This window comes from Thauera sp. GDN1 (genome assembly GCF_029223545.1).
In the GTDB taxonomy this organism is placed as follows: Bacteria; Pseudomonadota; Gammaproteobacteria; order Burkholderiales; family Rhodocyclaceae; genus Thauera.
Genome location: NZ_CP097870.1, coordinates 1,634,046 through 1,655,176, shown reverse-complemented (window position 1 = coordinate 1,655,176; position 21,131 = coordinate 1,634,046). Strand labels below are relative to the sequence as shown.

The 21,131-nt window shown below is 63.4% G+C and carries 17 protein-coding genes and 1 tRNA gene; 7 read left to right on the top strand and 11 right to left on the bottom strand.

The window, feature by feature from the left end; translation table 11 throughout:
* Window positions 1-684 (bottom strand): WYL domain-containing protein, encoded by a 684-nt coding sequence (locus tag CKCBHOJB_RS07585; RefSeq protein ID WP_281051367.1) that lies wholly within the window; start codon window positions 682-684, stop codon window positions 1-3.
* 273 nt (window positions 685-957) lie between these two features.
* Window positions 958-1,854 (bottom strand): WYL domain-containing protein, encoded by an 897-nt coding sequence (locus CKCBHOJB_RS07580; RefSeq protein WP_281051366.1) that lies wholly within the window; start codon window positions 1,852-1,854, stop codon window positions 958-960.
* A 119-nt stretch (window positions 1,855-1,973) separates the two neighbouring features.
* On the opposite strand from CKCBHOJB_RS07580, the gene zorA reads away from it, so the two are divergent.
* The 4 genes from zorA to CKCBHOJB_RS07560 are packed head-to-tail and all read left to right on the top strand — an operon-like array spanning window position 1,974 to window position 9,858.
* On the top strand, window positions 1,974-4,145 hold the full coding sequence (zorA, locus tag CKCBHOJB_RS07575) for an anti-phage ZorAB system protein ZorA (RefSeq protein WP_281051365.1): 2,172 nt from the start codon (window positions 1,974-1,976) through the stop codon (window positions 4,143-4,145).
* Window positions 4,146-4,151: 6 nt separating this feature from the next.
* Window positions 4,152-4,865 (top strand): flagellar motor protein MotB, encoded by a 714-nt coding sequence (locus CKCBHOJB_RS07570; protein ID WP_281051364.1) that lies wholly within the window; start codon window positions 4,152-4,154, stop codon window positions 4,863-4,865.
* The gene (locus tag CKCBHOJB_RS07565; RefSeq protein ID WP_281051363.1) at window positions 4,850-6,568 is read left to right on the top strand and encodes an EH signature domain-containing protein; all 1,719 of its coding nucleotides are present in this window, start codon (window positions 4,850-4,852) and stop codon (window positions 6,566-6,568) included. The genes CKCBHOJB_RS07570 and CKCBHOJB_RS07565 overlap by 16 nt, the downstream gene beginning before the upstream one ends.
* A gap of 5 nt (window positions 6,569-6,573) precedes the next feature.
* Window positions 6,574-9,858: a DEAD/DEAH box helicase gene (locus CKCBHOJB_RS07560; protein ID WP_281051362.1), complete on the top strand. Its 3,285-nt coding sequence runs from the start codon at window positions 6,574-6,576 to the stop codon at window positions 9,856-9,858.
* A gap of 76 nt (window positions 9,859-9,934) precedes the next feature.
* Here the strand turns inward: CKCBHOJB_RS07560 and CKCBHOJB_RS07555 are convergent, their stop codons facing one another.
* From CKCBHOJB_RS07555 to CKCBHOJB_RS07535, 5 genes are all read right to left on the bottom strand, one after another.
* Window positions 9,935-10,888 (bottom strand): HNH endonuclease, encoded by a 954-nt coding sequence (locus CKCBHOJB_RS07555; protein WP_281051361.1) that lies wholly within the window; start codon window positions 10,886-10,888, stop codon window positions 9,935-9,937.
* Window positions 10,888-11,274, bottom strand: a complete 387-nt coding sequence (locus CKCBHOJB_RS07550) for an HIT family protein (protein WP_281051359.1) — start codon at window positions 11,272-11,274, stop codon at window positions 10,888-10,890. The genes CKCBHOJB_RS07555 and CKCBHOJB_RS07550 overlap by 1 nt, the downstream gene beginning before the upstream one ends.
* A 53-nt stretch (window positions 11,275-11,327) precedes the next feature.
* The gene (locus tag CKCBHOJB_RS07545) at window positions 11,328-12,953 is read right to left on the bottom strand and encodes a nuclease-related domain-containing DEAD/DEAH box helicase (protein ID WP_281051358.1); all 1,626 of its coding nucleotides are present in this window, start codon (window positions 12,951-12,953) and stop codon (window positions 11,328-11,330) included.
* A gap of 133 nt (window positions 12,954-13,086) precedes the next feature.
* Window positions 13,087-13,180 (bottom strand) — tRNA-Ser (locus CKCBHOJB_RS07540).
* A gap of 59 nt (window positions 13,181-13,239) precedes the next feature.
* Entirely contained in the window at window positions 13,240-14,472 is a 1,233-nt protein-coding gene (locus tag CKCBHOJB_RS07535) for an aspartate kinase (protein ID WP_281051357.1), read from the bottom strand.
* 275 nt (window positions 14,473-14,747) lie between these two features.
* Here CKCBHOJB_RS07535 and CKCBHOJB_RS07530 point away from each other — a divergent pair, with 275 nt between their 5' ends.
* Window positions 14,748-15,041: a helix-turn-helix domain-containing protein gene (locus tag CKCBHOJB_RS07530; protein ID WP_281051356.1), complete on the top strand. Its 294-nt coding sequence runs from the start codon at window positions 14,748-14,750 to the stop codon at window positions 15,039-15,041.
* A 17-nt stretch (window positions 15,042-15,058) separates the two neighbouring features.
* Here the strand turns inward: CKCBHOJB_RS07530 and CKCBHOJB_RS07525 are convergent, their stop codons facing one another.
* A complete protein-coding gene (locus tag CKCBHOJB_RS07525) occupies window positions 15,059-15,949 on the bottom strand; it encodes a radical SAM protein (RefSeq protein WP_281051355.1) in 891 nt (296 codons plus the stop codon).
* Window positions 15,950-16,036: 87 nt separating this feature from the next.
* Between CKCBHOJB_RS07525 and queD the strand changes: the two genes are divergently transcribed.
* Window positions 16,037-16,480: a 6-carboxytetrahydropterin synthase QueD gene (gene queD, locus CKCBHOJB_RS07520; RefSeq protein ID WP_281051354.1), complete on the top strand. Its 444-nt coding sequence runs from the start codon at window positions 16,037-16,039 to the stop codon at window positions 16,478-16,480.
* Between the two features lie 52 nt (window positions 16,481-16,532).
* On the opposite strand, the gene CKCBHOJB_RS07515 is transcribed toward queD, so the two are convergent.
* The 3 genes from CKCBHOJB_RS07515 to CKCBHOJB_RS07505 form a co-directional block, all read right to left on the bottom strand.
* Window positions 16,533-17,165 (bottom strand): trimeric intracellular cation channel family protein, encoded by a 633-nt coding sequence (locus tag CKCBHOJB_RS07515; RefSeq protein ID WP_281051353.1) that lies wholly within the window; start codon window positions 17,163-17,165, stop codon window positions 16,533-16,535.
* 149 nt (window positions 17,166-17,314) lie between these two features.
* Entirely contained in the window at window positions 17,315-18,472 is a 1,158-nt protein-coding gene (locus CKCBHOJB_RS07510) for a M20 aminoacylase family protein (RefSeq protein WP_281051352.1), read from the bottom strand.
* A gap of 99 nt (window positions 18,473-18,571) precedes the next feature.
* Window positions 18,572-19,981: an MFS transporter gene (locus CKCBHOJB_RS07505; RefSeq protein WP_281051652.1), complete on the bottom strand. Its 1,410-nt coding sequence runs from the start codon at window positions 19,979-19,981 to the stop codon at window positions 18,572-18,574.
* 259 nt (window positions 19,982-20,240) lie between these two features.
* On the opposite strand from CKCBHOJB_RS07505, the gene CKCBHOJB_RS07500 reads away from it, so the two are divergent.
* On the top strand, window positions 20,241-21,131 hold the full coding sequence (locus CKCBHOJB_RS07500) for a LysR substrate-binding domain-containing protein (RefSeq protein WP_281051351.1): 891 nt from the start codon (window positions 20,241-20,243) through the stop codon (window positions 21,129-21,131).

Here is a 21,131-nt window from a genome sequence, read left to right as displayed (position 1 = left end):
CTATCCACGGCCAGCATCCTTCGGAAGATAGCCCGGGGCGATGGACGCACTGTCCGCGCGCTCCAGCGCCGCGCGATTCCGCAGCCATCTGCGATACCCGGTTCCGCGCAGGGAATGGGCCTCGGAGCAGTCGACGCTCAATCTTCTCAGGACGTAGCCCGCCAGCGCGGCCTTGGCTCGAATTCGCCGAACCCCGTCCGTCATCGGATAGTCCAGAGCGGCAAGTTCCGGGCACGGAAGTGCGGGATGCGGAACGAGCTCCATCTCCACCTCGCGAGACCACTGGAGATCGTTGGCGAAACTCTCCTCAGGCAGCGGAGCATCCGGGAGGAAGCGAACGGAGCGGACGCGAGTCAGCACGAAGTCCCGGATCGAGGGGGATCTGCGGTCGAAGGCCCGAACGTGCCAGCACAGGCCGTTGTCGGTGAGCGCGAGAGGCACGATCTCCCGCTCGGTCGCCCCGCTCGTCGACGACACGTCGGAAATCGAGAGGACGCGCTGTCCGCTGATCGCTCGTGTAACCGCTGCCAGGACCTCGATGGCGGGCCGGTTCATCGGGGCGGGATACTCGCAGGGAACCAGACAGCTCGGGGCTCCTCCCTGCCCGTCCCCAAGGCCCTTGGCAAGGGCGGAAAGCGCCCGCTCCACGGAGTGCTCGAACAGGGGCCGAAAATCGTCGGTCACTCGGTAACCGACCAGTGACTCCGTTGGCGCTGAAGGAGCACGATGTGAAGACGAAGTTGAGCTACTCAATCGGCAAAGACCCCGCCTTGAGCGCCTCGTAGGTGTGCATGGAGAAGCACGAGTCCGCAACCTTGAGTTTCGCCCCGGCCTCGGGGTCTGTGTCAGATCGTCCTCGAACAGGCGACTTATGTTGTCGATGAGTTCCATCGCATTCCTTGTTCTTCTTGCGTCTGGCCGTGGATGTGTACGTTTTCGTCCGGTACGCCGACTTGCTCAGGATCCGAAACCGGGTGCCATCACCGCACTCTCGACGCCAGCCAGGACAGCAGGGTCCGCAAGCCGCAGATGGTGCCGCGCACAGTCGAGTTTGTGAGCCGACGAACAGTCGACCGCCCAACGCTGCAGTGCATATCCGGCGAGCGCCGCCGAGACGTTGAGGGTGAGAGATCCGTCGCGCATCCCGTAGTCGGCGATGACCGCCTCGGGATGCTTCAAACCGGGGTGCGGCACGAGGCGCAGATCGATACGCCGGTTCCATTGCTCATCGGCTTCGATGCGTTCGTGTGCCTCGGCAGCCTCGTCGAGCGGCCTCACCTTGGTAATGCGCGTCAGCACGAAATCCGAGAAACGCTTGCGCTGGCGGTCGTACGCGCGGACATGCCAGCGCAGGCCGTTATCAGCGAGAGCAACGGGAACGATGACCCGCTTCGCGGCGCCGGAGCTGAGCGACAGGTAGTGAATCTGCAACGCGCGGCCGGTGTGGATGGCACGCGTGATCTCACCGAGCTGGCCGAAATCCGGCTGCACAAGCTCCCCTGCCCCTTCGCACGGAATCGTGCGCGACACGGTCGGCCCCTGCCCGTCACCGAAGCCATAGAGCAGCCAGGAAAGCACGCGTTCTGCAGAGAACGGGAAGACGGGACAGAAGTGCGAGGTCGGGACATAAGCCTTGACGTAGCGGTCGTACGCGAGATTGTGAGGCGCACGTTCGCGGTAGGCATTCAGGTCGCGCGTTGCCGCCGCAGGCTTGATCGAGAACCGCGCCTCGAGGTCGCCTCGGCGCAGTTCACCGATGAAGAACGCCTTCAGCTCAAGATAGGCGAGGCGTTCGCGTTGGGAATGTGACAAGACAAGCGGCATCGGATCGCCTTCGGGTGAGAACTTTGTCATGGATGGTACCAGCGTCGCCCGAGGGTGAGCATCATTTTGATGCATACTATGCAGTGGATCACGCGAGATGAGTAATCGCAAAGAATCCGCCAACAACAACAAGCCCGATTGGACGCTCCATGCTCGAGTTGCTGAAGACGTATCTGCACGATGCCTTCATCGTGATTCTGGCCCTTTGCGGCCTTGTTTTCGTGTTGCGGTTTCTGCTCCCCGGGTTGCTCCTGTGGTTGCGACTGAGGGGCGCAGCAAGAGCCTTGAAGAGGCTCCGCCCGGCAAACAGCGAGACAATCACCGATCTCGACAAAATCGCAGCGGATGCGATGCGGACCCCTCGATTGCAGCATTGCTGGGCCGAATTCAGGGAGACGCTCCATCCGCAGAAGCAGGTCGACGAATACGGGCAGGAACAGGTGGTGCGCTGGCGGTCGACCTCGCTTGCGGATGTGTTCTTTACCGAACAGGCCCTTGTCGAAACACCACTGAAGACGGAGTTCTACAAGCACCTGCCCGGCATTCTCACCGGCATCGGGATCATCGGCACGTTCTCAGGGCTGATCTTCGGTCTGATGGATTTCCAGATCAGCGAGAACCCCAACGTCGTTCGATCGAGCCTGGCGACGCTGGTCCAGAGCGTTGGCCAAGCCTTCATTCTGTCCGGTAGTGCAATCGCGCTGGCAATGCTGACGACCTGGCTGGAGAAGTCCATCGTCACGCTGTGCTACCGGCAGGTGGAGGGTATCTGTCAGGGCGTGGACAGCCTCTTCGATGCCGGCGCCGGTGAGGAGTACCTGGCACGTCTGGTTAGCGCAGCAGAAGAGTCTGCAACGCAATCCGCGCAGATGAAGGATTCGTTGGTCACCGATCTCAAGCAGATCCTGACCGAGCTGACCGAGATGCAGATACAGGCGGCCGGCTCGCACAATCAGCAGCTTTCCACCGCCGTCGTCGGCGCGATCAACGAGAGCCTGAAGGAGCCGATGCAGCAGCTCAGCGCCGGGATGAATACCGTCGCCCGCGACCAGGGTACGGCCATCAATTCCCTGCTCACCGACGTGCTGTCGAGTTTCACTGCCAAGATCGATGACATGTTCGGCGCCCAGATGCGCGGCATGAACGACGCACTGGTCCAGACTTCAGCGGCGATCCAGGCCGCAGCGGGCAAGTTCGACCAGTTGGCTTCCGGTATCGAAAGTGCGGGCCAAGGCGCAACCGAGGCCATGCATCAGCGGCTGGAAGCGATGATGGCCGCCATGGAAGCTCGCCAGCAGGCCATGAACGACCGCATGGCCGAGTTCGTCGAGCAGCTGCGCGCCAGCCAGGAGAGCTCCCAGTCCGAGTCGGCGGCGAAGATGCAATCGATGCTCGCCGAGCTGGGCCAGAGCGTGAATTCCGTGGTGACGCAGCTCCAGGAGAATGCTGATCAGAACCGCATGCAGCAGGGCGAGCAACTCACCCAGCTCGCTTCCCGCATGGGTGAGTTCCTGGAGGGCATGGAACGGACCGTCACCTACTCCCAGGACAAGACGGCCAGCAAACTGCAAGGCATGTTGACTGCGCTGGGTGACCAGACGGGTCAATTGCTCGGCTCGCTCGATGCTCGCAACGCATCTGCGGTTGAGGCACAGCAGGAAGCGAGTGCCAACTTTGCGAAGGAAGCACAGGCGGCCGTATCCAGACTGGCAGAGCAGACCCAAACCCTGCTGTCGAGTGTCGAGGCTGCGACCACCGCAATGCGCGGCGCGATTGCAGACCTGGCCACGAGCAGCAAGGAGCACATCACTCAGATGAGCCGTGGCGCGGACACGCTGAATGCGGCTTCGACTCGCTTCAGTGGCGCGCTCAACGATTTTTCGGCGACCGCAGGCACCATCGGGGAAACAGGACGCCTGTTGTCGGATTCTGCACAGAAGCTGCAGGCGGTGGTTGCGCTCAGCAATCAAGCGCTCGACGGCCACCAGGCGGCCCAGGAGGCGTTTGCCAGCATGGTCGATGACCTTCGAGCAACCGTGGAAAACGCCAGCCGCGACGCGAGGATGACCTCGGAACTTGTGAGCAGACTGGAAGCCGCGAGCCAGAAGATCGCGAATGTCCAGGAGCAGGCTGAGCACTACCTCGAAAGCGTTAACGCAGTGCTCGAGGAGGCGCACCGGTCGTTTGCTGATTCCGTCAAGAGCACCCTACGCGAGGGGAATAAGGATTTCCACTTGGAGCTCGGGAAGGCCGTCGGCCTGTTGAGCGGCGCGATTCACGACTTGAGCGACACGCTCGATATGGTTCCGGCGCGGGGGTAAGCCACCATGCTCGGAATGCGCACCGCCTCGCGGCAGAGGCACCGGGAGGAAGGCGAGAAACCCTTCTGGATCTCCTTCTCGGACTTGATGTCGGCGCTCATGGTGCTGTTTCTGGTGGCCATGACCGTAGCCCTGCTGGCCATCACGAACGAGATCTCCGAGGCCGAGCGTGCCAAAGCGCAACGAGAGGCAGACATCGACGCCCTGATGGAACGGATCAGGGAGGTGGTGAGGGATTTCCCGGGCGTGACGGTTCGAGGACGATCGGTGGATTTCGGCGATCGAGCCCGCTTCGACACGAACAGCCATCGCCTGCTGGCGGAACAAGCCAAACTGTTGCGAGCCTTGGTGCCGCGCGTCCTCGAGGTCGCTCGCGACCCGCTGGGTGAAAGGTGGATCAAGCGCGTCGTGGTGGAGGGATTCGCGGATCAGCGCGGCACCTATCTGCACAACCTCAACCTCAGCATGCAGCGATCCCAGCGCGTGCTCTGCGTTCTGCTCGGCAAGCCAGAGAACGATGAGCCCCCGCTCTCCGACACCGATCGAATCAAGATTCGCGAGCTCTTCCTGGTGGGTGGCTCATCGTTCAATGCTCTGAAGGACACGCTCGAGGAAAGCCGGCGAATCGAGATGAAGCTGGAGTTTCTCGATCTGGAAGAGCTGCGCCCAACGCCTCGTGAACAACCGCTGGACGAGAACCCGCGATGCCCGCTGGACTGAAAGACCCGGTTCTGGATCTTCGCAATAGCCTCCGTGGTGCGCTGCACGACAGTTTCGTGGCGCCGGTCTGGGGCGCACCGGAGGTCATGCACCAGGCGCTGAAAGAGGTGAAGAAGCGCTTCGACTCTGCTGAGGCAAGCGTCTCGGAGAAGTCGATCGCGGCATCAGTGTGGGCGTTCCGACGCACGGGAGAACTCGAGTCGTTCCGTGATCTGAAATACACCTGCTACGGTCTCACTCTCAGGCAGGGCAAGGACGAGAGCACGCTGCTTGGCGACGAGAAGCTCTACCCTGCCCTGATCGACGAAGTGCATGGCGTCACGAAGGAACCGCGCAAGTTCCGGAAGTGCTACCAGGGGCTTCTCAACAGTTACCTCAACTTCCCGGCCGACGACAGCAGCACGGATGTCGAGAAGCGAAACTGGGAACATTTACAGAACTACCTTCGAAAGCAGCTTCGACTGATCCTAACCGTCGAGCCCGTTGCCAGCTGGATTCTTGTCCTTAAAGCCCACGAGAACCTGCTAAAGCCCAACCCGTGCAGGCGTTACGCCGAGGGACTGAGACAAGGCAAATGGGATGAGCTGGAGGAGCTTGCACAAGGCTTGGCCATTTCCAGCGCATCCTGGGTCTGGAAGGAGGCCGTCCTGGCACACGTCCAGGCGGTGGCTGACATTCGAGCGGATATCGCTTTCCGACAAGAGCTCGATCTCGCGCTGCATGCCCTCGAGGGTAAGCGCGTCCCCCTGGGCGATGAGCTGCGCAAGACCGGAACAGCAAGCCTGCTCCGTCGGTACGCAAGATGTAGCGACCATCCTCAACACGAGGCGCTGCTCGACCAGGCACTGCATTGTTTTGGCAAGCCGTGGTTGAACCGTACCGCATGGGACGCGTACGTTGGAGATGAGGATGCCCTGCGTCTGATCGACGGCTGGACCAAGACCGGGCTCATCCAGGACTTCTTTCAGCTCCTTGCCGACGATGGCGTCGCAGACCTGTCCCGCATGCGCTTCTGGCCGCAGTTCGTGCCCGTCATCAGCGACATCTGGTTTGCAATGGGCTCGTATGCACACGACAGCCGCGACCCCAAGTATTTGAAGCTGCGTCAGCGGATCGGACGTGAGCGCATTCTGAAGTTCGCCGGCTCGAGCTATACGAACAACGCATTCATCATGCGTATCGGCCCGTTCTACCTGATCGAGTTTGGCCAGAAAGGCCGTGCCGCCTACCTCATCCACGCCGATCGGTGGCGGGAGCCACTGACCCCGGGCGCCAGCGTGCAGCTCGCTGTTCATCGCCTCCAGTCGATGGGCGGTGAGCAGATGCGTCACTATCCGCTTCCCTGGGAAAAGACCTTCTGTAATGTGATCTGTCCCCGCATCGGCTGGTGGCCAGGGTCACCCCCACCCAAGTCGACCGTTCGGAGAACGGAATCCCTGGCGGGTCGCCCGATGGAATCGAAAAAGAAAAGCCCGAGTACGCAACGCGACACAGCTGCCGGGGCCGCGCACGACACCGAGGAAGATCCATTTTTTGCCGCACTGATGTCGAGGCTCGAAAGCTTTGGAATGAAAATTGAAGATCTTCGGCCCAGAGGGGGATGTCTTTGGGTCAGGGCAGACTCCAAAGACCTGGCTCTCAACCGCCTCCTGCTTGGGCAAGGCTTCACTTATTCCGGCGGCAACGGTTGGTGGAAAAAATAGATCTCATGGCCAAGGATTACTTATTCGTCAAGCCCCTGTTCTCACGCGAGGGCATGAGGTTTGCGCCCAGCAGCACGCCCGTCCAAGCATGGCTCGAGCAGCCCGAAGCGAGCACCGAGGATCCGGCACTTGCTGCCCTCCTTTCCCAACTTCGTGACGACGGCTTTGCCCGCATCGAGGGCGACGCGGTGGTTCTGGACTGGGATGCGGCCTACCGGCTTATTGCCGATCCGGATTATCGCCACGCCGACATCCTTCTTGGACTCCCTCCCCTTGTCGATCTAAGGCCCAAGCTAGTGAGCAAAGGGAGCCTTGCCGACCGAAGCTTCATGATTTCCCTGTCCGGTTGGTGCAATCCGAAGGGCACCCCCCTCAGCACACAACCCCAACTCACCGGCCCTGTCGTCAGCAGTGGCGGCATCGATGGACTGCTGCCACCGGAATCCTGGGCTGTCCTCGTGGAGTTGGCCCGATTTCATGCCCGCCCAATCGCGGAACGCACCCATGAGAGCAACCAGCAACATTGGTCGCAGCTACGCCACGTTGCCGTCGCAGCGGGCGCCGAGCTCTCGGACTTCTTGAAGAAAACCATTGTCCTCACGCCAGAGCACCTGGCAATACAGCTGAACCGCGTCACGGTTGGTGATTCGCCCGTGATCGAAGTCAGTCCGACGTTCGAGGATGCGCCACCCCGTTGGCTCGAAATCTTCGATCGTTTGGGTAGCGTGCCCGATCACTACGACATCCCGGACGGGTCCAGCCTCACGCAAGTGCTCATCACACCGGAGGTGCGGTCCGTCCTCACCGAGGTCAAGCGGATGCCGGGTCGGCGAGTTGCGGGTGAACGCGCAGAGGCGTTTGTTCGGAATCCGTTCGCGATACTCGGTCCTCATGCTTCACGGGTGATCGACCCCGAGGCGTTCGAGAGCGAACGTGAGAAGGCGGGGATCCGCATTGAGACCTTCCAGCCCTTCATCATCCGGAATGAGGCCGGTCAAATCGTCGCCGTCGACTTGAAGATTGACCGCGACGCTGCCGAGAACGCCGAAAGCGCTGTCGAGCGACTCGATACGCCCAAGATGCTTGATGACTTCGTCAGCCGTCTGCGCGAGCGGCTCAAGCGCGAAGCGCAATGTCTGCGCTGGCGGGGGCATGAGCTCGAGCTGCTTGGCGATGCTGCCCTGCATCTGGAGGCAATGCAGAAGGCGCTCGACGAATGGCTCGCACCGGAAAAGATCGAAGCCGCCGACGTACTCGACGCCAGCCGGTACTCCGATCGGATCGAGGGGTTTGGCGACGAGGAGCAATACGCGTCACCCTTCATCGCTCGTAAGAACGAAGACGAAGGATGGTTCCCCGAGAACCTAGAGATCGCCATCGTCTGGCCCACGTCAGCGGCTGACGGAGAAAACGCGGGGCGGACGCCGCAAACCATGACGCCCGAGCGCATCGCCGATTTCGAACGCGCAATCGCGAACGCACGGCAGAAGCTGTCGCCGACGGTCAAGGTTCCGGAAACCGGTTATGAAATGCCCATCCGGAAGGCAGAGGCCTTGCTCGGCGCGATCGTCAGCGAGACAGAAAAGATTCGGCGAGCCCCACGAGGGAAGCCCTTTGTCACGGCGCCAGGCGAAAAGACCAAGAGGATTCACCTCAAGCTCAAATCGAACATCAATCAAGTCGATTACGAGGAAAAGCGCAAGGACCGCTTGCGTCTCCCGGATGGGACTTCAGCCTTGTTGCCGAGCAGCCTACGTCCGGAGGTTTCGCTTCGCGACCACCAACTTGCGGGGGTCGCATGGCTTCAGAATCTCTGGGGGCACTCTCCCACGCAATGCAGAGGGGCACTCCTTGCCGACGACATGGGCTTGGGCAAGACGATCCAGCTTCTGACCTTCATCGCCCGTTGTCTGGAGGACCAGCCCGACCTTGAGCCTGTGCTGGTGGTCGCCCCGGTTGCACTCCTGGAGAACTGGCGCGAAGAGATCGACAAGTTCTTCCGACCCGGGTCCATGCCAGCCACGCTCCTATACGGCGAAACACTCGCTCAGTTGCGCGTGCCACAGGCGGCCATCGACGAGCAGTTGCGACAGAACGGCCTGACACGTTTGCTGCGAAGGGATTGGAGGGCCAACGCCCGCATCGTCCTGACGACGTACGAGACGCTTCGCGACCTCGAGTTTTCGCTCGCAGCCGAGCGATGGTCGATCATGGTTTGCGACGAAGCCCAGAAGATCAAGAATCCGAACGCCATGGTGACCCGGGCGGCGAAGAAGCAGAACGTGCGGTTCAAGATCGCATGCACCGGCACGCCGGTTGAAAACACGCTCACTGACCTTTGGTGCCTATTCGACTTCATCCAGCCAGGATTCCTTGGTTCGCTGTCCGAGTTCGGCCACTTGTATCGCAGACCGATCGAAGCCGAGACGGATGACGACAAGGAACGGATCGAGGAGCTTCGCGCGAAGATCTCCCTGCAGTTGCTACGGCGAACCAAGGCCGAGGTTGCGAAGGACCTGCCGGCGAAGCTCGAGCGGTGTCACAAGCTCGGCATTTCCGAGATGCAACTGCGCCATTACGGTCGCGTGATGGCCGAGCTCAAGAAGGCCGAAGGTGGCCGCAAGCACCTCGAGATGATCCAGGTTCTTCGCCGCGTGATTTCCGATCCCTTCGCCTTCGACGTCGCAGAGGCCGAGCGCGCGCCGGTCGAGCAAATCCTCGATCACAACCCGAAGATGCGCTGGCTGATCGATGTGCTTCGCGAAATCCGTGGCAAGCAGGAGAAGGTCATCGTTTTCTGCGAGTTCCGTGACCTTCAGCGGATGATCCAACGCTGCATCGGCAGACTTTTGGACGTGCACGCGGACATCGTGAACGGCGACACGTCAGCGTCAGCGAGCGATGCGAACAGCCGTCAGAAGCGGATCCGCCGCTTCCAGGAAGTACCCGGATTCGGCGTCATCGTCCTCTCCCCACTTGCCGTCGGGTTCGGCGTCAATATCCAGGCCGCCAACCACGTCATCCACTTCAGCCGCACCTGGAACCCCGCCAAGGAAGACCAGGCGACGGACCGCGCTTACCGAATCGGGCAGACACGAGATGTGCATGTGCATTACCCGATCGTGAGCGCATCGAACTTCAAGACATTCGATGAAAAGCTGCACGAGCTGCTGACGTGGAAGCGCTCCCTGTCCGATGACATGTTGAACGGAACTGGAGAACTGCGTGCCGCAGACTTCGGGGATATCCATGAGCTGATGACAGAGCGCATGGCGGCTCAGGCGAGTTAGTTGCGTCTTCGCCGATGCCGTGCCGTCCATGAAATTCAGATCCCCTGATAGAGCGTTGACGCTCTGCTGCACATAATCATTTCCCCAACCGCGACAGTCGCCACTCGATTGCCTCCCTCTTCGGATACATGCGCGCCTCGCGTGGCAGGAACAGCGACTTGCCCTCCAGCGCAGTCAGCGCGCGGTAGTCGGGAATGCGAGGATCAAGGAGCGGACTCACGCGCCAGCGGAAGTCCGTGTCCGGCGCGATGAGATAACGATCGAGCGCCCAGTGCATGTCGGGCGTCCGCGCCAGCCCATTGCGCGGGTCGTCGTCCCCAGTTTCGCTGAAAGGATGGATGTGCGCAGCCTCGACCATCGCCGCACCATCGCGCAGCACAAGACGCAATCCGGTTGCCGCGCAGCGAAAATCGTAGATCTCGGTCACGACACGCCTGAAGGCCGGATCGCGTACATAGCTCGGCACCGCCTCGGCCGCGATGAGCGCCGGACCGCTCGGGGCCCGGAGCAAACGCTCATAACGATTGATCTCCCGGGTTCGACCCACCACAGCGTCGAGGTCCTGGAGACCACGACCAAACCACGTCTCGGACAGGACGGCGCTCAGCGCATCGACGGCTGTCGGATCCTGAACCAGTTCGAACAACTCTGGATCGAGAAAGGCGTGGTCGATGTTTTCGGTCACCTGCCTTGACGTTCTCGCCGTGCCCATGCTGTCCAGCACGGACTCGCGCCCAGGCCTGGGTTGCAGGTGCCAGAAACTCTCGCCACCACCGCGCAAGCTCCCCGCGAGGTGGAAGAAGGGAAAGTAAGGATTGGGATGGTCGCCCGGACCCCGGACCGCGTTGAAGTACATCGTGTAGCGTTCGAGCAGCGGCGGTGCGTATTCGATGCAGTTCTCGGTGAGCGCCCCCCCGCGCGCCAGATCAAGCGCGGCGAGCAGCATGCAGATCTTGTGCGGGCTGGCACGGTCATGCGCCACATTGACCTTGAGCCGGCGGAATTGATCGGCGTAGGTGGCAAGACTCATCACTCGACCCAATACTTTGCTTTGGCAGGCAGCACCCAGCGCACGCCGCCGCGCGGATCCAGCGCATCGCCCCGGTAACGAGGAATGAGGTTCAGATGCAGGTGCGGGACGGTCTGCCCGGCAGCGGCACCGTCATTGATGCCGATATTGAAGCCGTCGGGCTGGAAGCTGAGATCGAGCTCTGCCTTCGCCTTTGCAAGCAGTTCGACCATGCAGGCGCGCTCTGCGTCGGTCAGCTCGAAGAAGGATCCGATGTGACGACGCGGGATGACCAAGGTATGTCCCGGCGACACCGGAAAGGCGTCGCGGATGACCAGCGCCTCGTCCGCCAAGAGCAGGATGCGCTCCGCAGGCAGCGCGCAGAAGGGGCAGCTCGCTTTGCTCATGCCCGAATCTTACTTCCATCGGGTACAAGCAGAAGGCACGAGGCATCGCGTACTCAGGCCAGCGCCTCACCCAGCGCCGCCTCCGCCGCCCGCGACACCACAACCTCGAGCGCCAGCTGCGCTCTCGTCATGCCCACGAACAAGCGCCTACGCGCCGCCTGGTCCAGTTGCTCGACGTCCACCTCCGTGAGCACTACGCCCATGGCGCTCTGCCCCTTGAACCGATGCACGGACTCGATCAGGAGCTCGCCCTCTGACCACACAGGCTCGCCGTCGGCGGTATATCGCCCCAGAAACCTCCGCAGCCCGAACGCCCCCAGCTTCGCCGCCTTGAGCAGTAGCGAGCGCCCGTGTCCACGCGCGCTCAGGACGACGATGTCGGCAAGCGGGATCCCGCGCTCGCGCAAGGCCTCCACCGCCGCCAGCGTCTCGCGGCGCAGGCCACGCTCGTCGTCGTAGGCGCGAAACGTCGGGAGCTCGCCCACGTAGGGGCTGCGCCCCTCAACCGCTGCTTCCGCCAGGCCCAACGCGTTGATCACATCGACGATGGCGCGCGGCGAACGGAAGTTGTCGTTGCAGCGCACGCTGACCGCGCCGTCGAGATCGAAGCCGTCGAGATCGTAAAGACGCTGCGCCTCGTCCTCGAGCAGAAAGAGTCGCCCGTCGCCTTTCAACTGCGGCAGCAGGCTCGCGACCCAGGCGGGGTCGAAGTCCTGCCCTTCATCGATGATCACAAGGTCGTACAGGGCCTCGAAGTTCTGTGCGTCGCAGCCGTAGCGCTCGACGACCGCCTGGAAGATGCCCGCTGCCGTGAAGTCCGGCTCACCCTGCGTACGCCGCCAGTGCTCCACACAGAGCTCGTGAAAACTCGAAACCCGCGTACGCGCGGCCGCGATGCGGCCGATGTGGTCAGCCAGGGTACGGTTGAAGCAGACGTAGAGGGCCCGCTGCCCTGCGGCCGCTGCATCGTCGAGCAGGCGGAGCGCAAGCTGCGTCTTGCCGGAACCTGCCGTCGCCTGGATGCGCACCACGCCGGATGGCGAGGCAATGCGCGGAACCCAGGTGGCAAGGCCGTCGGCAAGGCGACGGGTCGTCTGACGCACCTGGTCACCGAGCACCTGCAGGTCGATCGAGACTTTGAAGACGTTGCCCAGGAAGCGGCGGAGCGATTCCACGTCGCTACGACTCCCGCCGTGTTCGAGCAGCTCTCGCACACGGGTCCCAAGGTGCGCGTAGTCGTTCGCGTCGATGATGCGCTCACGTGGCATCGAGACGATGCGGGCCTCTTCCACCTGATAATCGGGAAGGACGACACAGCCCGTGACGTGCGCATGCAGGCCGGCCTCGGCAAGGCGGTTGAGCATGGCCGCATGCTGCACTCGGGTCTGGCGGGCGACATCGCGTTCGCGTTGCCCGTAGAGCTTGACGAGATTGCCGTCGATCAGCGCGAGCTCACCGGCCTTGACCTCGACCAGCAGCATGTTGCCGCTCGGGGCCAGGACGACGAGGTCGATCTCGCCGTGACGATCCGCGCCGTGATGCGCGGTCTGCCATGCGACGCTGTGGAAGACCTCGTACCCGTCTGGCAGCGACTGCTGCAGGCGATCGAGAACATCGAGTTCGCGGTAGAGACCAGAGTCGTGACGGAGCGTGTCCAACGCGGGGCAAATTTTCGCCATCGGTCCTGCATGTCGCCGAGTGGATAACGGTGACGATTCTCCCACAGCAAGAAGGGAAGTCGGCGCATCGCATCGCGCGAACCTGTGCCGCGTAGACGCAAAAAAGCCCCTTGAATTCAGGGGCTTATTGCTCTGGCGGAGACGGAGGGATTCGAACCCTCGATGCGAGTTTTAGCCCGCATGCTCCCTTAGCAGGGGAGTGCCTTCGACCTCTCGGCCACGTCTCCTTCAGGAAGGCGCGATCATAGCGAGTTCGCGCCTTTCGGTCAAACGTGATGAAGCGATTTTATGCAGCCGCGGCGTCGAGGCCGAAAGCCTTGTGCAGCGCGCGCACGGCGAGCTCGAGGTACTTGTCCTCGATGGCCACCGAGATCTTGATTTCCGAGGTCGAGATCATCTGGATGTTGATGCCTTCCTCGGCCAGGGTGCGGAACATCTGCGAGGCCACGCCCGGGTGCGAACGCATGCCGACGCCGACGATGGAGACCTTGCACATGGTGTTGTCGCTCTCGACCGCGCGCGCGCCTATGTGGGTGCGCACGCCTTCGAGCACCTTCAGCGCCTTGGCGAGGTCGCCACGGGCCACGGTGAAGGAGAAGTCGGTGGTGCCGTCGTGGCCGACGTTCTGGATGATCATGTCGACGTCGATGTTGGCGTCGGCGATCGGCCCCAGGATCTGGTAGGCGATGCCCGGCTTGTCGGGCACGCCGGTGACGGTGAGCTTGGCTTCGTCGCGCGAGAAGGCGATGCCGGAGATGACGGGTTGTTCCATGTTCTTGTCTTCCTCAACGGTGATGAGCGTGCCCTCGCCTTCGCGATCTTCGAAACTGGAGAGGACGCGCAGCTTGACCTTGTACTTGCCGGCGAATTCGACCGAGCGGATCTGCAGGACCTTCGAACCGAGGCTGGCCATTTCCAGCATCTCTTCGAAGGTGATGGTGTCGAGCTTACGGGCTTCGGGGACGATACGCGGGTCGGTGGTGTAGACACCGTCGACGTCGGTGTAGATCTGGCACTCGTCGGCCTTCAGCGCCGCGGCCAGCGCGACGCCGGTGGTGTCGGAACCGCCACGGCCGAGCGTGGTGATGTTGCCGTGCTCATCCACCCCCTGGAAGCCGGCGACGACGACGACCTTGCCTTCGTCGAGATCCTTGCGCATCGGCGCTTCGTCGATGTTGAGGATGCGCGCCTTGGTGTGCAGGGAGTCGGTCAGGATCCTGACCTGGCCACCGGTGTAGCTCTTGGCCGGCACGCCGATGTCCTCGAGTGCCATGCACAGCAGGCCGATGGTGACCTGCTCGCCGGTCGACACGACGACGTCGAGTTCGCGCGGGCTGGGATTGGTCGCCACCTCCTTCGTCAGCGCGATCAGACGGTTGGTCTCGCCGCTCATCGCCGACACCACGACCACCACCTGATGGCCCGCCGCGCGGAACTTCGCGACCTTGCGCGCGACGTTCTTGATGCGATCGGGGCTGCCCACCGAGGTGCCGCCGTACTTCTGAACTATCAGTGCCATTGTCGTATCCAAGTGCTAGTGGATAAAGCTCATGATTCTATCCAAAGGTTGGATTTTTTGCGCGCTTGGAACGGGACCTCATTGGTCGAAACGCAGTGATAACGATTTTCGTCAAAGTTTGACAAAATTGTTAAACTCACCACTGTATGTTGAAGGAATAGTAATCTATACTTCATTTGTCCTATGACCAAGGTCATAGGTAAAAATCAATGCAGTTCGGGAACCTCGACTCGCCGATCGACAGGCAGGTTCCGTCCAACGATGAGGATATTTCGATGAAAGCCACCGAGAAACTGGATGTACGTGAGATCCGCCGCAAGCTGGGACTGAACCAGTCGCAGTTCTGGTCCAAGATCGGCGTGACCCAAAGCGGCGGTTCGCGCTACGAGAGCGGACGCAACATTCCGCGCCCCGTGCAGGCGCTGCTCCGCCTGGTCCATGTCGAGCAGATCGACATCAATAAGGTCAAGCGCGACGACGTGGATGTGGCCGAGTACCTGAAGGCCACCAACCCCGAGCTCTACAAGACGCTGAAGAAGGAGGCCCGCGCCAAGCGCAAGGAGCGCTGAGCGCGTGGCGCGCACGATCAGGGGCTGACGCGTACCGTCAGCCCTTTTTTTCGCATGCGCGCGGCGATCGCCTCGAGCTCGTCCGCGGTGAGCGGCGTCAGCCGGACCGCCTCGGGCTGCATCGACTGGCGGGCGATGCCGTACAGCAGCACGCCCTGCAGCGCGCCGATACCGGCCGCCTCCAGCAGCCCGAGATAGGCGTCGAGTTCGGCTACCGACGGCGCCTCGCCATCCCAGCGGAACATGCAGGTCTGCACCCAGGTCGGGCACAGCTGCGCGCAACGCGCCAGGTTGCGCGCGACCGCACCAGGCTCCAGGCGCACGCCGTTGATGCGCTCGATGGTCTCGGCGGTTCCGCCATCGACCTTGAACCACACCTCGCCGCCCGCCTCGCCCAGCAGTCGCACCCCGTCCTGCACGCGCGCCTGCACCAGCAGGCTGCCGTTGGTGATCAGGCGCAGCGGCACGGCGGCCGACGACAGGCCGAACTCGTCGCGCAGGCGCGCGACCAGCGCCACCGCCTCGGGGAACACGCTCGCGCTGGTCGGCTCGCCATTGCCCGAGAACGCGATGTCGCGGATCACGCGCAGGCCTTCGGGCACGAAGCGCGCCATCCAGTCGCCGTGGATGAGGTCGCCGAGAAAGCCGCGCAGCTCGTCCTCGAGTCGCGCGAGATCGATCTCCGGCGCCTTGCCACGCACGAGACCGGGTACCTGGCAGTACGCGCAGTGCCAGTTGCAGGCGTTGTTGGGATTGAGGTTGATCCCCACCGACACGCCGCCTGCACGCCGGGACAGCACCGGATAGACGTAGGTCAGCCCGGCGAGGTCGCGGTCGTGGTTGCGGATGGTCAGCGCCACGGGCTGCGCCGCGGCCCCGCCGGCAGCGCGTTCAACAGAAGAATTCATCGTTTGCTCAGATACTTGCGGAAACCACCGAGACGGCCGACAGGCCTGCCGGTGGTATAATCCGCGACCATTTCAGAGAGAGCTTCCATGCGCATCACCCGCCGCCTCGAATTCGACGCCGGTCACCGGATCCCCGATCACGCCAGCCAGTGCCGCCATCTGCACGGCCACCGCTACGCCATCGAGGTCACCCTGTCCGGCGAGATCATCAAGGCCGACGGGCTGCCGGTCAACGGCATGGTGATGGATTTCGCCGACGTCAAACGCATCGCCAACGAGCTGGTGGTGAGCCAGTGGGACCACGCCTTTCTCGTCTATCGCGGCGACACGCTGGTCGCCGATTTCCTCGCCAGCGTGCCGGGGCACAAGACCGTGGTGCTCGACGTGGTGCCCACCGCCGAGAACCTCGCCGCCGAAGCCTTCCGCATCCTCGATCCGGCTTACCGCGACAGCTACGGCAACCACCTGCGTCTCGAGCGCGTGCGCCTGTACGAGACGCCCAACTGCTGGGCGGACGCGGTCCGCGCCTGAGCGAACCGGCCGCCGCGGCGGACCGGCCGGTCGCCGGCGACCAACGGCAAGCTCAGTCCTTCTGCGACGGCCAGGCGGGGAGTTTCCACCCGAATGCCACCGCCAGCAGGCGCGAGCCGGTGGCGACGACGATGCCGGCAAGCATGGACACCTGCGGGGCCATGTCGAGCATGTTCATGCCGAGAAACACCGCGCAACCGACGACCGCGCACAGCGTGTAGGGGCGATGGTCCTGGTAGACCTTCGGAATCTGGTTGCACAGCACGTCGCGCGACACGCCGCCGAACACGGCGGTGATCGCCCCCATCAGGACCGCCACCAGCGGCGGCATGCCGGCCGCTGTCGCGATCGAGGCGCCGGAGATGGCGAACAGCCCGAGGCCGCAGGCATCGGCGAACTCCATCGCGCTCTCGGTCAGTCGATGGCGGAAAGTCTTCAGCCACAGCGGCGCGGTCAGCGCCAGCGCGATCACCAGCCACACGTACTCGACGTTCTGCACCCAGAACAGCGGCCGGCGGTCGAGCAGTACGTCGCGCACCGTTCCGCCGCCGAAGGCGCTGACGAAGGCCACCGAGAACACGCCGACGATGTCCATGCGCTTGCGGATCGCCTCGAGCAGGCCGGACATGGCGAAGGCCAGCGTTCCGCCGACCTCGATCACCAGCAGGATCGTTTCGAACTTCATTCGTTCAGCACCGGGAATTCGATCGCGCCCTACGCGGCGCGGAGTGAGGGCACAGGCAAGGGATGGATGGGTGCGCAGCGGGGCCGATGCGCACGCAAAAAGCGGCACGCCCCGCAGCGCGAAGCGTGCCGCCCGTCCTTATACAGGACTTAGCGCAGGAAGTGCTCGGTCAGCGCCACCCAGTAGGCGGCGCCGACGGGCAGGTTGCGATCGTCGAAGTCGTACATGGGGTGATGCACCATCGGCGTGTCGCCATTGCCGATGAAGCAGTAGGTGCCCGGCTTGTGCTGGGCGTAGTACGCGAAGTCCTCGCTGCCCATGAACGTCGGGCCGGGCATCACCACCTGGTCCTCGCCCAGCAGGGCGCGCGCGACGTCCGCGCACTCGGCCGTCTGCGCCGCGTCATTGACGAGCACCGCTCCGGGCGCGCCTTCGCGGATCTCGTGGCCGACACCGAAGGACAGCGCCTGCGCCGCGGTGATCGCCTTGACCTTGTCGAGCACCAGCTTGCGCGTTTCCGGTGCGCTGCTGCGGATGCTCAGGCGCAGGGTCGCCGTCTGCGGAATGACGTTGCCCGCGTCGCCCGCCTGGAAGGCACCGATGGTGACCACCGCCGAGTCCTTGGCGCCGACGTTGCGCGACACTATGCTCTGCAGCGCCATCACCAGCGCGGCGCCCGCCACCACCGGGTCGATGCTCTTCTCGGGCATCGAGCCATGGCTGCCCTTGCCGGTGAGCACGATCTCCCAGTTGTCCACCGCGGCCATGATCGGCCCGGCGGTGAAGTACAGCTTGCCGCGCTCGAGCGTCGGCATGTTGTGCATGCCGAACACCGCGTCCATCGGAAAGCGGTCGAACAGGCCGTCCGCGATCATGGCGGGCGCCCCGCCCATGATCTCTTCGGCGGGCTGGAAGATCAGGTTGACCGTGCCGTTGAAGGCCCTTGTGCGCGCCAGATACTGCGCCGCGCCGAGCAGCATCGCGCTGTGGCCGTCGTGACCGCAGGTGTGGGACTTTCCGGGGATGGTGCTCTTGTGTGCGCCGTCGATCATCTCCTGCACCGCCAGCGCGTCGGTATCGACACGCAGGCCGATGGACTTCTTGCCGTCACCGCAGCGCATCCGGGCGACCACACCGGTCTTGCCCACGCCTTCGGTGACCTCGTAGCCCCACTCACGCAGCAGACCGGCGATGTAGCGGGCGGTGTTGTGTTCATCGAAAGCGATTTCCGGATGCTGGTGCAGATGATGCCGCCAGGCCTTCATGTGTTCCTGATCGGCCGAAAGTGCATTCAATAGCGCGTCCATGATGACTCCTGATCGAAACCTGAAACGTTCTGTAGGGACGCCCGGGTCCGGCGGGCCGAGCACGCTCGGCCCGGGCGTCGTTCTGCTGGATGCGGCCTCTCAGCGGACCTGCTTGGCGCCGGCCTTCGGGACGGTGAGCATGATCGACATGATCGCCACCGCCACCATGAAGACGTTGAACATCAGGGCGATGATCGCGGCCTCACGCACGGCCAGGTTGTCCTGACGGCCGACGAAGGTGATCACGCCTTCGAGCCAGGCGACGCTCTCCGGATTGGCGCTGAGCGCGGTGAAGATCGCTGCCGAGATCGCCACACCGAAGGCGGCGCCGAGCGACGAGGCCATCTTGTAGATCCCTGCACCCGAACCAGCCTGGGCAGCCGGCAGGCTGGACAGCGCGGCGTCGGTCGAGGGCGTTGCGTAGAAGGCGAGGCCGACACCGAAGAGGGTGTAGCCGATGATGGCCAGGATCTTGTAGTCGTCGAGCATCATGTTGGCCGGGGACAGCAGCACGATCGACAGACCGGTGATGAGGCAGCCCCAGATCATCGGCTTGCGGGCACCGAAGCGTTGCAGCAGCTTCTCACCGACACGGATGAAGGCGATGATCGCCACCGCGTAGCCGAGGGTCAGGCCGCCAGCCTGCTGGGCCGTCATGTCGCCGCCGAGCTGCACGAGTTGCAGCGAGACCAGCAGGGTGCCCGCCACGCCGTTGAGCAGGAAGTTGGAGATCGTGGCGCCGGTGTAGGTCGGGTTCTGGAACAGCTTGAAATCGACGAAAGGCTGGCCGGAGGTGGCTTCGATGCGGAAGAACAGCGAACCGAAGACGATCACGACGGCGATCAGGCCCATGATCAGCGGGCTGGTCCAGCCCATCTTGTTGCCCTGGGTCACGACGATCTGCAGCGCGACCATGGTGATCATGAAGGTCACCACGCCAGCCAGGTCGAACTTGTAGGCGCCCTTGGTCTCGGCCTTGCTTTCCGGGGTCCCCTTGATCATCAGCAGGCCGATGACGGCCACCACGATCGAGGCGAAGAAGATGTAGCGCCAGCCGATGTTGTCGGCCACCAGGCCGCCGAACAGCGAGCACACGCCCGAACCGCCCCAGGAGCCGATCGACCACAGGCTCACCGCACGCTGACGCGCCGGGCCGTCCCAGTAGGTCTTCACCAGCGCAAGGCTGGCCGGCATGATGCACGCCGCGGAAACGCCCTGCAGCGCGCGCCCGACCATCAGGAACGCGGTTGCCAGGCTGCCCTCGGGGGCCATCGCGATCAGCAGCGAACCGACGATGCTGAGGTAGAAGCCGATCTGGACGGTCTTGACGCGGCCGATGCGATCGGCCAGGCCGCCGATGACGACGATGAAGATGCCCGAGAACAGGGCCGTGATGGCGACCGCGATGTTCATCATGCTCGCATCGAGACCGAGGTCCCGCTGCATGTCCGGCGCGATGTTCAGGGTCGTCTGCGCGAACAGCCAGAACGTGATGACCCCTAGGATGATGCCGTAGAGAAGCTTGTCATTACCTTGATACGTTGAGGGTGTACCCGCAACGGCCGTCGTGGTGATCTCCTTAGTGCAGCGGGTTGATGGATGTTGACGCCGCCATCCTAGAGATTCCCCCACAGAAAATAAGGCATTCCGTTGTCCGCGGTGACCACCGGATCGAATCACCCGTCCCCGCGCGCGGATCAACTGGAAAGGCGGAAAGCAGGCGATACTGCGCACAACCGACAACCCAGGACGAACACCGGGTGACGCCATGAAAGACCATCAACTTCGAGCGCTGGTACAGGTCGCGGAGTGCAGCTCGATCCGCGCCGCGGCGCGGGCGATGAACCTCAGCCAGAGCGCCCTCACCAAGGCCCTGCGCGAACTCGAGGAGGACGTCGGCGCCGAGCTCCTGACCCGCAGCTACAAGGGCATCGAGTTCACCGCGGCCGGCTCGGTCCTCCTCACCCGCGCCCGGCTGGCGCTGTCGATCCTCGACAAGGCGGTGGAGGAAGTGCGGCTGCTGCATGGCGGCCCGGGTTCGCGGGTGGTCATCGCGGTCACGCCGATGGCCGGCGCGCTGGTGCTGCCGCGGGTGCTGCGCGAATACGAGCGCCTGCAGCCGAACACCGAAGTGCATCTGACCGAGGGGCTGCTCACCCAGGTGCTGCCCGACCTGATCGAAGGCCGGCTGGACTTCGCGATCGCGGTCGCCGACGCCGCCGACCTGCCCTACGAGATCGTGTTCGAGCCGCTGGGGCCGGCGGAAGCCGTGCTCGCAGCCCGCGAGGGCCACCCGCTGGCCGAAGCCACGACCTGGGCGGAGCTGAAGGATGCGAAATGGGTGATGAACCTCAGCCCCGGCAGCCTGGGCCGCAACCTGCTGAGCTGGCTGGGGCAGCAGGGCCTGCCGCCGCCCCGGCACATGATCCGCTGCGCCTCGACCATGCTGATGCTGGAGCTGATGCAGCGCACCGACTGCATCGGCATCGGGCCTGCGCGCCTGTTCGAGGACCGGCTGGTGGGCCACGGCATCCGCTGCATCGGCGTGAAGCCGCTCCCGCCGCCGATGAGCTTCGGCCTGCTGCGCCTGCGCGGGGTGCCGCTGTCGACCGCGGCAAAGCCGATGGCCACGCTGTTCGCGCGCTACCTGAGCGGCTGA

Excerpts from the sequence above, each read along its gene's own strand:
- CKCBHOJB_RS07555 (WP_281051361.1), bottom strand. The coding sequence starts at position 10,888 with ATGAGTCTTGCCACCTACGCCGATCAATTCCGCCGGCTCAAGGTCAAT.
- queD (WP_281051354.1), top strand. The coding sequence starts at position 16,037 with ATGCGCATCACCCGCCGCCTCGAATTCGACGCCGGTCACCGGATCCCC.
- CKCBHOJB_RS07550 (WP_281051359.1), bottom strand. The coding sequence starts at position 11,274 with ATGAGCAAAGCGAGCTGCCCCTTCTGCGCGCTGCCTGCGGAGCGCATC.
- CKCBHOJB_RS07565 (WP_281051363.1), top strand. The coding sequence starts at position 4,850 with ATGCCCGCTGGACTGAAAGACCCGGTTCTGGATCTTCGCAATAGCCTC.
- CKCBHOJB_RS07545 (WP_281051358.1), bottom strand. The coding sequence starts at position 12,953 with ATGGCGAAAATTTGCCCCGCGTTGGACACGCTCCGTCACGACTCTGGT.
- CKCBHOJB_RS07525 (WP_281051355.1), bottom strand. The coding sequence starts at position 15,949 with ATGAATTCTTCTGTTGAACGCGCTGCCGGCGGGGCCGCGGCGCAGCCC.
- CKCBHOJB_RS07515 (WP_281051353.1), bottom strand. The coding sequence starts at position 17,165 with ATGAAGTTCGAAACGATCCTGCTGGTGATCGAGGTCGGCGGAACGCTG.
- CKCBHOJB_RS07535 (WP_281051357.1), bottom strand. The coding sequence starts at position 14,472 with ATGGCACTGATAGTTCAGAAGTACGGCGGCACCTCGGTGGGCAGCCCC.
- CKCBHOJB_RS07530 (WP_281051356.1), top strand. The coding sequence starts at position 14,748 with ATGAAAGCCACCGAGAAACTGGATGTACGTGAGATCCGCCGCAAGCTG.
- zorA (WP_281051365.1), top strand. The coding sequence starts at position 1,974 with ATGCTCGAGTTGCTGAAGACGTATCTGCACGATGCCTTCATCGTGATT.
- CKCBHOJB_RS07500 (WP_281051351.1), top strand. The coding sequence starts at position 20,241 with ATGAAAGACCATCAACTTCGAGCGCTGGTACAGGTCGCGGAGTGCAGC.
- CKCBHOJB_RS07570 (WP_281051364.1), top strand. The coding sequence starts at position 4,152 with ATGCTCGGAATGCGCACCGCCTCGCGGCAGAGGCACCGGGAGGAAGGC.
- CKCBHOJB_RS07510 (WP_281051352.1), bottom strand. The coding sequence starts at position 18,472 with ATGGACGCGCTATTGAATGCACTTTCGGCCGATCAGGAACACATGAAG.
- CKCBHOJB_RS07580 (WP_281051366.1), bottom strand. The coding sequence starts at position 1,854 with ATGACAAAGTTCTCACCCGAAGGCGATCCGATGCCGCTTGTCTTGTCA.
- CKCBHOJB_RS07560 (WP_281051362.1), top strand. The coding sequence starts at position 6,574 with ATGGCCAAGGATTACTTATTCGTCAAGCCCCTGTTCTCACGCGAGGGC.